Annotated in this window: 16 protein-coding genes; 4 read left to right on the top strand and 12 right to left on the bottom strand. The window is 69.9% G+C overall.

Going from position 1 to position 13,583, the window contains the following annotated elements:
* Positions 1 to 3: 3 nt before the first annotated feature.
* The 10 genes from ABCU91_RS07300 to thyX form a co-directional block, all read right to left on the bottom strand.
* Positions 4 to 540, bottom strand: coding sequence for a CinA family protein (locus ABCU91_RS07300; protein ID WP_091352411.1), 537 nt, complete (start codon positions 538 to 540; stop codon positions 4 to 6).
* Complete coding sequence (gene pgsA / locus ABCU91_RS07295; protein ID WP_406922247.1) at positions 540 to 1,106, bottom strand: CDP-diacylglycerol--glycerol-3-phosphate 3-phosphatidyltransferase; 567 nt, start codon at positions 1,104 to 1,106, stop codon at positions 540 to 542. The genes ABCU91_RS07300 and pgsA overlap by 1 nt, the downstream gene beginning before the upstream one ends.
* A 31-nt stretch (positions 1,107 to 1,137) precedes the next feature.
* Positions 1,138 to 3,846, bottom strand: coding sequence for a DNA translocase FtsK (locus ABCU91_RS07290; protein WP_413355344.1), 2,709 nt, complete (start codon positions 3,844 to 3,846; stop codon positions 1,138 to 1,140).
* A 57-nt stretch (positions 3,847 to 3,903) separates the two neighbouring features.
* The gene (locus ABCU91_RS07285) at positions 3,904 to 4,395 is read right to left on the bottom strand and encodes a GNAT family N-acetyltransferase (protein ID WP_413355343.1); all 492 of its coding nucleotides are present in this window, start codon (positions 4,393 to 4,395) and stop codon (positions 3,904 to 3,906) included.
* A 38-nt stretch (positions 4,396 to 4,433) separates the two neighbouring features.
* Positions 4,434 to 6,110 (bottom strand): ribonuclease J, encoded by a 1,677-nt coding sequence (locus tag ABCU91_RS07280; RefSeq protein WP_091352397.1) that lies wholly within the window; start codon positions 6,108 to 6,110, stop codon positions 4,434 to 4,436.
* Positions 6,107 to 7,084: a 4-hydroxy-tetrahydrodipicolinate synthase gene (dapA, locus tag ABCU91_RS07275; RefSeq protein WP_413355341.1), complete on the bottom strand. Its 978-nt coding sequence runs from the start codon at positions 7,082 to 7,084 to the stop codon at positions 6,107 to 6,109. The genes ABCU91_RS07280 and dapA overlap by 4 nt, the downstream gene beginning before the upstream one ends.
* 159 nt (positions 7,085 to 7,243) lie before the next feature.
* Positions 7,244 to 7,510, bottom strand: coding sequence for a DUF559 domain-containing protein (locus tag ABCU91_RS07270; RefSeq protein WP_413355340.1), 267 nt, complete (start codon positions 7,508 to 7,510; stop codon positions 7,244 to 7,246).
* A gap of 51 nt (positions 7,511 to 7,561) precedes the next feature.
* Positions 7,562 to 8,116: a type IV toxin-antitoxin system AbiEi family antitoxin domain-containing protein gene (locus ABCU91_RS07265; protein ID WP_413355339.1), complete on the bottom strand. Its 555-nt coding sequence runs from the start codon at positions 8,114 to 8,116 to the stop codon at positions 7,562 to 7,564.
* A gap of 192 nt (positions 8,117 to 8,308) precedes the next feature.
* Complete coding sequence (locus ABCU91_RS07260; RefSeq protein WP_413355338.1) at positions 8,309 to 9,061, bottom strand: SDR family NAD(P)-dependent oxidoreductase; 753 nt, start codon at positions 9,059 to 9,061, stop codon at positions 8,309 to 8,311.
* 27 nt (positions 9,062 to 9,088) lie between these two features.
* Positions 9,089 to 9,832, bottom strand: coding sequence for an FAD-dependent thymidylate synthase (gene thyX / locus ABCU91_RS07255; protein WP_413355336.1), 744 nt, complete (start codon positions 9,830 to 9,832; stop codon positions 9,089 to 9,091).
* An 83-nt stretch (positions 9,833 to 9,915) separates the two neighbouring features.
* Here thyX and ABCU91_RS07250 point away from each other — a divergent pair, with 83 nt between their 5' ends.
* The 4 genes from ABCU91_RS07250 to ABCU91_RS07235 all read left to right on the top strand — a co-directional run bounded on the left by ABCU91_RS07250 (position 9,916) and on the right by ABCU91_RS07235 (position 12,315).
* Complete coding sequence (locus ABCU91_RS07250; protein ID WP_091352384.1) at positions 9,916 to 10,353, top strand: TlpA family protein disulfide reductase; 438 nt, start codon at positions 9,916 to 9,918, stop codon at positions 10,351 to 10,353.
* Complete coding sequence (locus ABCU91_RS07245) at positions 10,346 to 10,912, top strand: DUF4395 domain-containing protein (protein ID WP_413355333.1); 567 nt, start codon at positions 10,346 to 10,348, stop codon at positions 10,910 to 10,912. Before ABCU91_RS07250 ends, ABCU91_RS07245 begins: the two co-directional genes overlap by 8 nt.
* 94 nt (positions 10,913 to 11,006) lie before the next feature.
* Positions 11,007 to 11,432: an OsmC family peroxiredoxin gene (locus ABCU91_RS07240; protein ID WP_091352375.1), complete on the top strand. Its 426-nt coding sequence runs from the start codon at positions 11,007 to 11,009 to the stop codon at positions 11,430 to 11,432.
* Complete coding sequence (locus ABCU91_RS07235) at positions 11,425 to 12,315, top strand: TIGR01777 family oxidoreductase (RefSeq protein ID WP_413355332.1); 891 nt, start codon at positions 11,425 to 11,427, stop codon at positions 12,313 to 12,315. Before ABCU91_RS07240 ends, ABCU91_RS07235 begins: the two co-directional genes overlap by 8 nt.
* Positions 12,316 to 12,319: 4 nt before the next feature.
* Here the strand turns inward: ABCU91_RS07235 and ABCU91_RS07230 are convergent, their stop codons facing one another.
* Positions 12,320 to 12,769: a tetratricopeptide repeat protein gene (locus tag ABCU91_RS07230; RefSeq protein WP_413355331.1), complete on the bottom strand. Its 450-nt coding sequence runs from the start codon at positions 12,767 to 12,769 to the stop codon at positions 12,320 to 12,322.
* Positions 12,766 to 13,578: a 4-hydroxy-tetrahydrodipicolinate reductase gene (gene dapB, locus ABCU91_RS07225; protein WP_413355330.1), complete on the bottom strand. Its 813-nt coding sequence runs from the start codon at positions 13,576 to 13,578 to the stop codon at positions 12,766 to 12,768. The genes ABCU91_RS07230 and dapB overlap by 4 nt, the downstream gene beginning before the upstream one ends.
* Positions 13,579 to 13,583: the final 5 nt, after the last annotated feature.

The raw sequence follows: 13,583 nt of genomic DNA, 5'->3' as shown, positions 1-13,583 counted from the left end.
GGGTCAGAGCGCGTCGACCGCCAAGGCGATCGCGCGGGCGGCGGCAGCGGTGCGGATCTCGTCACGGTCCCCGTCCAGGGCGAGGGACTCGACGCGCGAACCGAGCGGAGTGGAGACCGCGATGTGGACCGTGCCGACCGGTTGCCCGTCGGACGAAAGGGGGCCTGCGATCCCCGTCGTCGCGATTCCCACGTCCGCGGGTTCCTCCTCGCCGACGGCGCGGCGGACGCCCTCCGCCATCTGGCGCGCGACGCGCGGATGAACCGGGCCGTGCGCCTCGAGAAGCGTGTCGTCGACGCCCAGCAGCCGCGCCTTGAGGTCGGTTGCGTACGCGACGATCCCGCCCCTGAACACGGCGGACGCACCGGAGACGGAGACGACGGATGCCGCCACCAGGCCGCCGGTCAACGATTCGGCCACCCCGAGCGTCCATCCCAGCTCTTTGAGCCGTTCGACGAGACGCTCGGAGTCGGACCGGGGACCGCGGGCGACGGCCGTCTCCTCGAGTTCGTCCGGCAGTTCGCTCGGCGTCCGGGGCATCATGCGCTCCGGACCCGGCGGGAGCGGAAGGCGGTCACGACGTAGTCGATGCCGCTCGCCACCGTCAGCAGCACGGCGATCGTCATCGCGACCGTGTTTACCACGTGGATCCAGTCCCCCACCACGGTCCAGAGCGGCAGCAGCGCGAGCGACAGTGCGACGGCTTGGGCGACGGTCTTCAGCTTGCCCATCCACGCCGCGGCGACGACGTGGTCCGTAGCCACCACGAGGCGGTGCACCGTGATGCCGAGCTCGCGCACGAGGACCAGCACCACGACCCAGGCGGGCAGTTCGCCGAGGATCGAGAGAGCGACGAACGCGCACCCCGTGAGGACCTTGTCGGCGATGGGGTCGAGCAGCTTGCCGAGATCGGTCACGATCTCGTAGCGACGGGCGAGGTAGCCGTCGATCCCGTCGGTGGCGATCGCGACGATGAAGAGCACGCCCGCCCACCACCGCAGGGCGCCGTCCGTGCCGCCGTCGGCCAGGAGGAGCCACACGAACACAGGTGCGCACAGAATGCGCACGATCGTGATGGCGTTGGGCAGCTGCCGGGGGATCGTCACGGGACGAGCCTACCGAGCCGCACAGCCGACGTCAGTCGCGGCCGGTGAGGCCCCAGGCATCCTCATCACCCTCGGACTCGACGACCTCGTAGCCCTCGAACTGCTCCGTGACGGCGTCAGGGCCGTAGGGATCCGTTGCGAGCGCGGCAGCAGCGGGGGCGGCGGCGGGCGCGGCATCTTCGGGCGGCTCCTCGCCTCGCAGTCGTGCCAGGACGGCGGGGAGTTCGTCGGGTGTCACGAGCACGTCGCGAGCCTTCGACCCCTCGGACGGGCCGACGATCTCCCGCGCCTCGAGCAGATCCATGAGCCGGCCGGCCTTGGCGAACCCGACGCGGAGCTTGCGCTGCAGCATCGAGGTCGAGCCGAACTGCGTCGTGATGATCTGCTCGGCGGCCGCCAGGAGGAGCTCGAGGTCGTCACCGATGTCGGCGTCGATCTCCTTCTTCTCGACGATCGCCTCGACGTCCTTGCGGTACTCGGGTCGCGCCTGATTCTTGACGTGGCCCACGACCTTCTCGATCTCCTTCTCGGCCACCCAGGCGCCCTGCACGCGGACCGCCTTGGACGCACCCATCGGAAGGAACAGACCGTCGCCCTGACCGATGAGTCGGTCGGCACCGGGCTGATCGAGGATGACCCGGGAGTCGGTGACGCTCGTCACGGCGAAGGCGAGACGGGACGGCACATTGGCCTTGATGAGACCGGTGACGACGTCGACCGAGGGCCGCTGCGTCGCGAGGACGAGGTGGATGCCGGAGGCACGGGCGAGCTGCGTGATGCGGACGATCGAATCCTCGACGTCGCGGGGGGCGACCATCATGAGGTCGGCGAGCTCGTCGACGACCACGAGGAGGTACGGGTAGGGCTTGAGGACGCGCTCGCTGCCCGCGGGGAGCTGGATCTCGTTCGCGACGACGGCCCGGTTGAAGTCGTCGATGTGACGGAAGCCGAACGACGCGAGGTCGTCGTAGCGCATGTCCATCTCCTTCACGACCCACTGCAGCGCCTCGGCCGCCTTCTTCGGGTTCGTGATGATGGGGGTGATGAGGTGCGGCACGCCGGCGTAGGACGTGAGCTCGACGCGCTTCGGGTCGATGAGGACCATGCGGACGTCCGACGGCTTCGCGCGCATCAGGAGGCTCGTGATCATCGAGTTCACGAAGCTCGACTTACCCGAGCCGGTCGAACCGGCGACGAGCAGGTGGGGCATCTTCGCGAGGTTCGCGACGACGTACCCGCCACCGACGTCCTTGCCGATGCCGATCGTCATGGGGTGCGTCGCCTGCTGGGCGTTGGGCGAGCGCAGCACGTCGCCCAGGGTGACGATCTCACGGTCGGTGTTCGGGATCTCGACCCCGATCGCGCTCTTGCCGGGGATCGGCGCGAGGATGCGGACCTCGTTGGAGGCGACGGCGTAGGCGATGTTGTTGGTGAGGGCCGTGATCCGTTCCACCTTGACGCCGGAACCGAGCGCGATCTCGTACTGCGTCACTGTCGGACCGCGCGAGAACCCGGTCACCTTCGCGTCGATCGAGAACTGCTCGAAGACGCCCATGATGGCGCGCACCATCGCGTCGTTCGCCTCGGAACGGGCTTTGTGCGGCGTACCGGCCGCCAGAGCGTCGGCGGACGGAAGGCGGTAGTCGCCGGCATCCGGGTCGACGGAGTCGAGGTTCGCGGCGACGAAGTCGGGCACGGGCGGGATGGGCGGGGCCTCGGGCGTGGCGTCGCGCTTGCGGCCCGGTCTGCGCGGGGGTGCGGGCGCGATGATCTCGGTGACCGCGTCGGGCATGACGGCGGGCGTCGGAGTGGTGACGGGGTTGTCGAAGCTGCCGTCGCCGCTCGCCTCGAGCAGGGCGGTGAGGTCGTCGGCACCGAGGCCGCCGTCGGCGTCCTCCTCGCGGCCCGACTTGTTGCGGCGCCACCACGGCAGGGAGTCGCCGTCGTCCTCGGGGGCGTCGAACGCGACCGTGGGGCCGGTCTCGCCCTTCGTCGGCGCCGCGTCACGTTCGGGACGCTCCGCACCGAACATCCAGGCGTACAGGTCGCCGAGGCGCTGCCCGATGCGGTTCGGAGGCGTCTTCGTGAGGATCAGGACGCTCAGGAGCGCTAGGAGACCGAGGACGATGCCCGCCCCGATCTCCGTCATGACCGTCAGCGGCTCACCGATCGCCCATCCGAACAGGCCGCCGGCGCCGCTGAGCTCGACGAGACCCTCGCTGGGCTGCGGACGTCCTCCGGCGACTTGGCAGAAGCCTGCGACGACGAGGACGAAGAGTCCGGCGCCGATGCCGATGCGACCGTTGTCGTGCACGGACGGTGGATGCCGGAACAGCCACCCGGCGAGCAGCAGCAGGATGACGGGGAAGACGAACGCCTCGCGGCCGATGAGGGCGCCGACGCTGTAGGCGCTGATGTTCGTTCCCACGTCGGTGCCGATCAGGAACCACTCCACGACGGCCCCGGCGATGGCCATCAGGACGAGCAGGAAGGGGAACCCGTCGCGGCGCTGATCCTTCTCGAGCGACTCCGATCCGAAGGCTCGGAACATGCCCCCGGCGACGTGCGCGAGCCCCAGCCAGGCGCGGACGATGACAGGGGGGCGGTCGACGTCGTCGACGTAATGGCGCGGCGCCGGCTCGGCCTTGCGCCGCGGGGTCGGTTCGGCCTTCTTGGCCCGCGCCGAGGAGCCCGACGCGGTCGCGCGGGGTTTGCTGGTCGGACTACTGCTCCTGGGCATAGCTTCCACGGTAGGCGGCATGTCCGACATGTCGCCGGATTGACGCGGGTTTCGGCGTCAGCCGAGGCGCTTGACCATCGTGTCGCGGCCGATGCCGCTCCGCGTCACCGCGAAACCCTCGGTCCGGTAGAGCACCTGAGCGAAGTTGCCGCGCTCCACCGACAGGCTGATCCGTGCACGCCCTTCGGATCGCGCGGTCTCGCACAATCGGCGCAGCAGCGCGCGTCCGACTCCGTGGGACCGCCAGAGAGGCTTGACGCCGATGATGAGCTCCGGCACGCCGCTCCCGACATAGCCGAATCCCGACTCGATGCGCGGCAGCGTGCGATACCAGGCCGCGCCGATGTCCTCCGCCCCGGCCACGGCGACGAAGCCGACGTCCCCAGGGCGCATCCACCCCGCGAGGTAGCGACTATGGAACGGATCGGCGAGGACGTCGTGGCGCGGACGCGGCGGCCCCGGCCGCCAATTAGCGGCCTCGACGACCATCTCACCCAGGAAGACGCCGTCGGCCTGCGAGGCAGAGCGGAGCGTCCAGGACTCGGGCATGCCCGAATGCTAGCGGGCGGGCGAGCCCTTTCAGCGGGTCAGGCCTCGATGACCATCGGCACGATCATCGGACGGCGACGCAGCGACTGGTTCACCCAGCGGCCGATCGTGCGACGGACGACCTGCTGCAGGGCGTGCTGGTCGCGGACCCCCGACTGGGCCGCCTCGGTCAGCGCCTGCGCGATCTTCGGTTTGACCGAGTCGAACACGGCATCGTCTTCGGCGAACCCGCGAGCGTGGATCTCAGGACCCGTGATGATACGGCCGGACGCGGCATCCACCACCACGATGACGGAGATGAAGCCCTCTTCGCCGAGGATCCGACGGTCCTTGAGGTCGGCATCCGTGATCTCACCGACCGACGAGCCGTCGACGTAGACGAAGCCGAGATCGAGCTGACCGACGACGTTGGCGACCCCGTCCTTGAGATCGATGACGGTGCCGTTCTCGGCGATGATCGTATTCTCTGCAGGGATGCCGCTGTCCTGGGCGAGCTTCGCATTCGCCATCAGATGGCGGTACTCGCCGTGGACGGGGAGCACGTTCTTCGGCTGCAGGATGTTGTAGCAGTAGAGCAGCTCGCCGGCGGCGGCGTGACCCGAGACGTGGACCTTCGCGTTCGCCTTGTGGACGACATTGGCGCCGAGCTTGGTCAGTCCGTCGATGACGCGGTAGACCGCGTTCTCGTTGCCCGGGATGAGGCTCGAGGCGAGGATGACGGTGTCGCCCTCCCCCGGCTCGATGGCGTGGTCGAGGTTCGCCATGCGCGACAGGACCGCCATCGGCTCTCCCTGCGAGCCGGTCGACATGTAGACGATGCGATCGTCGGGGAGGTCCTTGGCCTTCTTGTAGTCGATCAGCACACCGTCGGGCACGTTCAGGTACCCGAGCTGCTCGGCGATCGTCATGTTGCGGACCATGGAACGCCCGAGGAAGGCGACGCGACGGCCGTGCGCGGCAGCGGCGTCGATGACCTGCTGGACGCGGTGCACGTGACTCGAGAAGCTCGCGACGATCACGCGACGCGGTGCCTTGCCGATCACCTGGTCGAGCACCGGCCCGATCGCACGCTCGAGCGGCGTGAACCCCGGGACGTCGGCGTTCGTGGAGTCGACGAGGAACAGGTCGACCCCCTCCTCGCCGAGGCGGGCGAACGCGCGGAGGTCGGTGAGCCGGCCGTCGAGCGGAAGCTGGTCCATCTTGAAGTCACCCGTCGCCAGCACGAGGCCCGCGGGGGTCCGGATGCCGACGGCCAGGGCATCGGGGATGGAGTGGTTGACGGCCACGAACTCGAGGTCGAACGGGCCGACCTGCTCGCGCTGGCCTTCTTTCACCGTCAGCGTGTACGGCTTGATCCGGTGCTCCTTGAGCTTCGCCTCGACGAGGGCGAGAGTCAGCTGCGAGCCGATGAGGGGGATGTCGCCCTTGCGCTTGAGGAGGTAGGGCACCGCCCCGATGTGGTCTTCGTGGCCGTGGGTGAGCACGACGCCGACGATGTCGTCGAGGCGACCGCGGATCGCTTCGAAGTCGGGGAGGATCAAGTCGACGCCGGGCTGGTGCTCCTCGGGGAAGAGGACGCCGCAGTCGACGATCAGCAGCTTGCCGTCGAACTCGAAGACGGTCATGTTGCGACCGACCTCACCGAGCCCGCCGACGGGGGTCACCCGGAGGGTTCCGGGCTCGAGCGGGTTCGGGGCGGAGACGGGGTTGCTCATCGAGTGGTTCCATGCACCTTCGGAAGGGCGCCGCCGGCAGCGGCATTGCGATCAGGTCGGAAATTGGAGAAGTCGGCGCCCTGGATGTCCTTCACGAGATCGAGCTCGTCCTCGATGAGGGCGGCCTCCCACTCCTCCGGGCCCACGAGCGGCAGGCGCACGCGGGGGCTGGAGATGCGGCCGAGGCCGTGGAGGATGTATTTCGCGCTGACGGTGCCCGGCACGTGCGTCATGACGGCGCGGACGAGGGGCTCGAGCTTCTGGTGCGCGGCGGTCGCCGTCGCGAGGTCACCACGATTGACGGCATCCACGATCACGCGGTAGGGCGCGGACGTGATGTTCGCCGTGACGCCGATGAGACCGGCGGCCCCGATCGACAAGTGCGGGAGGACGTTCGCGTCATCGCCGGAGAAGTAGAGCAGGTCCGTCTGGTTGAGGACCCGGCTCACCTCGCTGAAGTCGCCCTTGGCGTCCTTGACCGCGAGGATGTTCGGGTGCTTGGCGAGGCGCAGGATCGTCTCGTACTTGATGGGCACACCGGTGCGTCCGGGGATGTCGTAGAGGATCACGGGCAGGTCGGTGGCGTCCGCGACGAGGCGGAAGTGCGTGAGGATGCCCGCCTGCGTCGGCTTGTTGTAGTACGGCGTGACGATCATGATGCCGTCCGCGCCGGCCTTCTCACTCGCCTTGTAGAGCTCGATCGCGTGCGCGGTCTCGTTGGAACCGCCGCCCGTGATGATCTTCGCGCGGCCCGAGGACACGGACTTGCCGACCTCGACGAGCTTCAGCTTCTCGGCATCCGTCAGCGTGCTGGTCTCACCGGTCGTCCCGGTCACGACGATGCCGTCGGCGCCGCCGGTGATGACGTCGTCGATGTGCTTCTCGACGGCCGGCCAATCGACCTCGCCGTCGGCCGTCATCGGAGTGACGAGCGCGACGAGCACCTGACCGAACGGATTGGCGGAGTGCGTCATGGTTCCCAGGGTACCGGTCGGCGTCCGTCGGCCGTGTTCGGGGTTCGGTGGGGGTGAGGTCGCGCGGCGAAAGACCGGTCGGGTCACGGGCGCGCCGGCCTCGACGGTGCCCTCACGGGGTGCTGCGGACGAAAATCGGTCTTTCGCGACTCCGGCGCGTCAGGAGGACGCCCGGACCCGACGGCCGAAGTCCGACTCGTGATCTCCCCGGGCGAGGACCGCGAGGATGGCGGCCTCGGCGGTCGGCCAGTCGTGCAGGATCAGGGCGGCGTCGAACCGGAGGGTCGTGAAACCGAGCGTCGCGGCGACGGCATCCCGGATGAGGTCGCGGTGACGCCCCTCCCCGTCGTGGGTGCGGCCGTCGGCCTCGATGATGAGACGGTCGCCGACGACGATGTCGACTCGACCGACGCCCGGTATCGCCACCTGGGTGAGGCAGCCGATCCCGAGGAGGTGGAGCCGGTAGCGGATCAGGGTCTAGAGCCCGCTGTCAGCATCGCCCCGCGCGATGTCGATGAGCGGTCGGATGCCGACGGGCACCGTGGCCCGCAACCCGTCGAGCTCCGCGCGGGTCAGCAGCCGGTGCCGGAGCGCGGACTCGAGTGCGCAGAGGAACGCCTCCGCTCCGGCGCATCGAGTGATCTGCGCGAGGCAGTGGGCGAGGCGTACCGCGACGAGGGCGTCGGGCTCGCCCCTCCCGTCCCGGTGGACGATGAACCCCGGCGGAACGGATGACGGATGCCGGTCGGGGTCGATCCAGACATGGGGTGGTGACGCAGGGCCGCCGTCGAGGGTCCACACTCCGTGATGTCGAGCCGCGCTGACGCACGCGAGCCGGCCGCGGCATCCGAGCGCGGCCAGAACGACCGGCGACGTGCCCGGGACGGCGTAGACGCCCTGACGCGCCCGAACGAGAGCGCCCCGTCGAACAGCGACTCGGAGAGCGGCATCCGTCACTCCGGCAGCTCGAAGAGTCGAGGTTCGCGCGACACCGCCGTGCGCGACGACGACATCGACGGCTGAGCGGCTCACCCGGTCGAGTGTGCGGAACCACCCCCGAGGGCGACGATCGGACGGGCTCCCCTGTGGACCGATCCCGAGGTCGGCTGACTGGGGAGGAGCCTCGACGTGCGGCATCCCGGACCGAAAGACCGGTCGTAGAAACGACGCGCCGTGCCACACCCCTGTTCCCCGGGGCGTCGCGGGACGGACCGGTCTTTCGCGTCAGCGGCCGCGGGAGGCGGCGGCGACCACGAGGCGGTCGGGCAGCAGGCGCGACACGGCGACGAGCGCCTTGTACCGGAGGGACGGGATGCTGACGGCCCGGCCGTGCGCGGCATCCCTCAGAGACGCGCGCACCACCTGCCGGGCGGTGAGCCACATCCAGCGTGCGACGCCCTCCTCCCCCGGCGGCATGCCGAGGCGCTCGTGGAAGTTCGTGTGGACGAAGCCCGGGCAGACGGCCGTCACCGTCACGCCCTTCGGCGCGTAGACCGCGTTCGCCCAGCGGCTGAAGCTCACCACCCACGCCTTGGCCGCGCCGTACGTCCCCCGCGGGATGAGTCCCGCGACGGACGCGATGTTCAGAATGCGGCCCCGACCGCCCGCGATCATCGCCGGGAGCGCAGCCCGGGTGAGCCGCATCGTGACCTCGACGTGCAGCTCGAGGTGACGAACCTCGTCCTCGATGTCGCTCGACGCGAACCCGAGGGACAGTCCGTACCCGGCGCTGTTCACGAGGAGGTCGACGCCCTGCTCGAGTCGCTGTTCGACACGGTGCCGCTGGCCCGGGTCCAGGAGGTCCGCGACGAGGACCTCGGCATGCCCGCCGCGTTCGTCGATCTCGGCGGCGAGGGCCTCGAGGGCCGCACGGTCGCGCGCGACGAGGACGACGTCGGCGCCGCGCGCGGACAGCTGCCGGGCGTACTCGGCTCCGATCCCGGAGCTCGCGCCCGTGACGAGTGCGGTGCGGTTCATGCGCGTCAGCCTAGGACGCGTCGATCGTCAGGGGGCGACTCGCCCGTTCGCGTTGAACGCGGCGTACGTCAGCGGCATGAGCTCCCGCCAGACGTTCTCCATCTTCTCGGCGCACATCTCGATCTCGCGCTGCGGGAACGACGGGAAGTGCGTCCCCTCACGGGTCGTGCGCAGCGACAGGAAGTTCATGAGCGATCGCGCGTTCACCGTCACGTACATCGACGACATGATGTTGAGCGGCAGGACGATGCGGGCGACTTCGCGGGCGATGCCGGAATCCAGCATCCGCTGGTAGCTCTCGAAAGCGGCCACGGATGCCTCGCGCGTCTCGCGGGCGACGAGCTCGACCTGCTCGTCGGATCCGGGGAGGAAGTTGTACGCGCCGGGCTTGCCGACCTGCACGAGGTTGCGCTCGGCCGCGGGGACGTAGAAGACGGGGCGGAGCTCGCGGTACCGACCCGACTCCTCGTTGTACGACGCCATGCGGTGGCGCATGAACTCGCGGAAGACGAAGATCGGCGCCTGCACGTAGAAGGTCATCGAGTTGTGCTCGAACGGCGAGCCGTGCCGATCGCGCATCAGGTAGTTGATGAGGCCGCGGTCGCGCCCCGTCGCCTCGGACCCGTCGGCCGCCGCTGCGAGGGTCTGCTCGCCCTGGGTCGACACGCGTGCCGCGAAGAGGACGTCGCTGTCGGAGGCGGACGATCGCACCAGCTCGACCGTGACATCGCTGCGGAACTCGATCTCGGGGCTTTCGGGGCGCTCACTCACGGCTCACACACTACCCGCCGGGCTCGTCACACATGACGTCGCGCGAGCCGCGACACCGAACGCGGGACTACTGTGGAGCGGTCATGGATCTCCTTCCCGCCATCCTCGTGCTGACCGCGCTCCTCGTGGTCACCGTCGGCATCGGTCTGACCCTGCGGTGGCGGCAGAACCGGCCGCGCCCCTTCGACCCCCGCGAGATCGTCGAACCCACCCGCCTCGGGGCCGAACGCCTCGGCGAGACCGCGACGCTGCTGCAGTTCAGCACCGAGATGTGCAGCCGGTGCCCCGGCGTCCACCGCACGCTGCGCGAGATCGCCGACGACCGCGACGGCGTCCTGCACCTGAACGTCGATCTCACGCACCGCGTCGACATCGCTCAGCACTTCCACGTCCTGCAGACTCCGACGACCCTCATCCTCGACAAGGACGGCATGGTCCGTTCCCGCTTCGGCGGAGTTCCGGGTCGCCAGGTCGTCGAGATGGAATTGGACCGCGTGACGACGGGAGCCGACCGTGGCTGAGGTGCGAGGGATCGATCCCCGGGGGCCGCGCTTCGCGGCATCCATCACCGCTGTGCTGCTGCTCATCGCGACGCTCCTCGCGCTGATGGGCATCTCTACTCAGGGCTCCGCGTCGTTCGGTTGGTTCGCCTATCAGCCCATCGGGGACTTCGCCTTCATTGGTGGACGCGCGTGGACGATCGAGATGGCGCCGATCGGCGCCCGCGTCGCGGATCCCGGCTTCCTCGCCGTGCTCGTCATCGCCCTCCTGTTCCTCTGGGGCGTCGTCTCACCGCGCACCGCGCCGTGGAGCGTGCTCTATCGCCGTGCGATCCAGCCGCGCCTCGCTCCCCCGACCGACCTCGAAGACCCGCGCCCGCCGCGCTTCGCGCAGGGCGTCGGCCTGTTCGTCACGACCATCGGCCTCGTGCTCCACGTGCTCGGCGTTCCGCTCGCCCTGCCGATCGCGGCGGCGTTGGCGTTCATGGCGGCATTCCTCAACGCGGTGTTCGGCCTGTGCCTCGGATGCCAGTTGTGGCTCCTCCTGCAGCGCGTCGGTCTCGTCGGCCGCACCGCCTGAGTCCCCTCCCCCTCCTCGTCAAGACATATCGCCCGCTGATCCGCGAGGCATATGCTCGGCAGCGATTCGTCACGACCACGACAGAGGAGACACCATGAGCGTCACGAGCGAAGCCACCACCAGCTGGAAGGGCACCCTGTTCGAAGGGTCGGGCGAGGTCGCCCTCGAGAGCTCCAACCAGGGCCCGCTTCCCGTGAACTGGAAGGCCCGCAGCGAGGGATCGACGTCGGTGACGACGCCCGAGGAGCTCATCGCAGCAGCCCATTCGTCGTGCTTCAGCATGGCTCTCTCCAACGCCCTGGCCGAGAACGGCACTCCGCCTGAGAGCGTCGAGACGACGGCCTCCGTCACCTTCATCCCGGGGACCGGCATCACGGGCTCGCACCTGAACGTCAGCGCATCCGTCCCCGGCCTCTCGGCCGAGGACTTCGACCGCATCGCGAACGAGGCGAAGACCGGATGCCCCGTCTCGGCAGCCCTGTCGGGCATCGAGATCACGCTCGAGGCGACGCTTGCCTGAGCGCCGCGTCGTCGTCTCGGGCGCGTCGGGCTTGATCGGACGCGCCCTCATCGACTCCCTCGTCGCCGACGGCTACGCTGTCACGCGGCTCGTCCGCCACCCGGTCCAAGGCCCCGACGAGGTCACCTGGTCGCCCGGTGAGAAGGCGCTCGATCCTCAGGTGCTCGCAGGCGCAGAAGCTGTCGTCAACTTCAACGGCGCGACCATCGGACGTTTCCCGTGGACGGCCTCGTACAAGAAGCAGCTCGTCTGGTCGCGCCTGCGCCCGACGCAGACGCTCGCTCGCGCACTGCGGGAGCTCGGCGAGGATGCGCCTCTGTTCGTCAGCTCGTCGGCGTCGGGGTACTACCCGCCCGACGGACACGGGCGCACGTTCGACGAGACCGGTCCGCGCGGTGACGCATTCCTGTCCGAGCTGTGCGGCGAGTGGGAGGCTGCCGCCGTCGCGTCGGGCGCTCGTACGGCGCTCCTGCGCACCGCCCCGGTCGTGCACCGCGACGGCGTCCTCAAGCCGCTGCTGCTGCTCACGAAGCTCGGACTGTCGGGACCGCTCGGACGCGGGACCCAGGTCTGGCCGTGGATCTCGCTCGATGACGAGATCCGAGGCATCCGTCACGTCATGGACCGCGGCATCACGGGACCCGTCAACCTGACCGGGCCCGAGCGTGCCACGGCGAACGACCTCGGCTTCGCGCTCGCGCGTCGCCTGAACCGGCCGTACCTGCTCCGGGCGCCCCTGTGGGCGATCCGACTGGTCCTGGGCAAGGACGCCGTCGACGCGCTCCTCGCCACCGACTCGCACGTCGTGCCTGCGGTGCTCCTCGAGTCCGGGTTCGAGTTCCACCACCCGACCGTCGAGGACGCGGTGGCCGCGGCGGTCTGAGGACTCAGCGGCGCCGTTCGGCGCGCTCGTGCGAGATCGCGGTGCGGATCGCGCCGCGGGCGCGCCGACGGTCGCCTGCTCCGTCGTAGAGGAGCCCGAGCCGGTACCAGGCGCGCCAATCCGTCGGGTTCGCCTCGACGGCGTCGCGGTACGCGGGGAAGAGGGCGTCAACCTCGGCCTGGACGGGCCTGCCGCTGGGCCGGAGCGCGAGCTCTTCGGCGGGCAGGGCGCCCTCCGCCTCGAGCCGTCGCCCCAACCGCTCCGCGCCCGCGCCGAAGCTCAGCTCGCGCCACAGCGCCCAGACGGCGACGACGGGAAGCAGCACGAGCGCGACGCCCATCGCGATGCCCACGGCGTCGCCGCTCGTGAACAGCAGCACCGCACGCTGTGCCACAAGAGCGATGTACAGGACGAGGACGACGGCGACGATCCCGACGCCGATACGCGTCCTCATCGGATGGTCGCCGCCGCAGCCTGATCCGAGGCGTCCCCGTCGGCGACGGGCGACGTACGGGCGGGCTGCGGCATCCGGATCCCGATGTCGATCATCGAATCGAGCCCGAGGACGACGCCCGACGCGTCGCGAGCGGCAGCGAGGGCGACACGGATGCCGGGGGCATACGCCGCGGCCGGGTCGATCGTGTCGTGGACGATCGTGAGGGACTCCCCCGGCCCCGACAGGATCGTCTCCTGCCGTGCCACGACACCCGGCCGGCGCAGGGAGTGCACGGGAACGCTCGCGATCTGCTGCCCGCGGGCGCGCTGATCGACGTGCGGGGCCTCGACCGGGCCGGCCTCGGAGCGTGCGGCTGCGATCAGCTCCGCGGTGCGGACGGCGGTGCCGCTGGGCGAATCGACCTTGGTCTCACGGTGCGTCTCGACGATCTCGATCGACGGGAAGAACGGGGCGGATGCCGCCGCGAGAGCGGACCCGATGACGGAGCCGAGCGAGAAGTTCGGGATGAAGACCGCGCCGGTGCCCGCGGCATCCACGAGGGGACGGACGAGGGCGATGCGCTCGGCGGACCAGCCGGAGGTCCCCACAAGGATGTTCTTGCCGCGTTCGATCGCCGCGCGGACGACGTCGATCGACACGGCCGGCGTCGAGGCGTCGACGACGAGGTCGGCGGTGTCGATCTCGCCGAGATCGCTCGAGGAGCCGAGGACCGCGACGGTCTCGAAGCCGTCGGTCGCCGCGATGACCTCGGCGATGATGCTGCCGAGCTTGCCGGTCCCGCCCACGAGGGCCACACGCGTCGTCATGTCTC

Source organism: Microbacterium phoenicis (genome assembly GCF_047302325.1).
Classification (GTDB): Bacteria; Actinomycetota; Actinomycetes; order Actinomycetales; family Microbacteriaceae; genus Microbacterium.
Note: the sequence above shows the minus strand (reverse complement) of the source record. Positions and strands in the feature narration are given on the sequence as shown.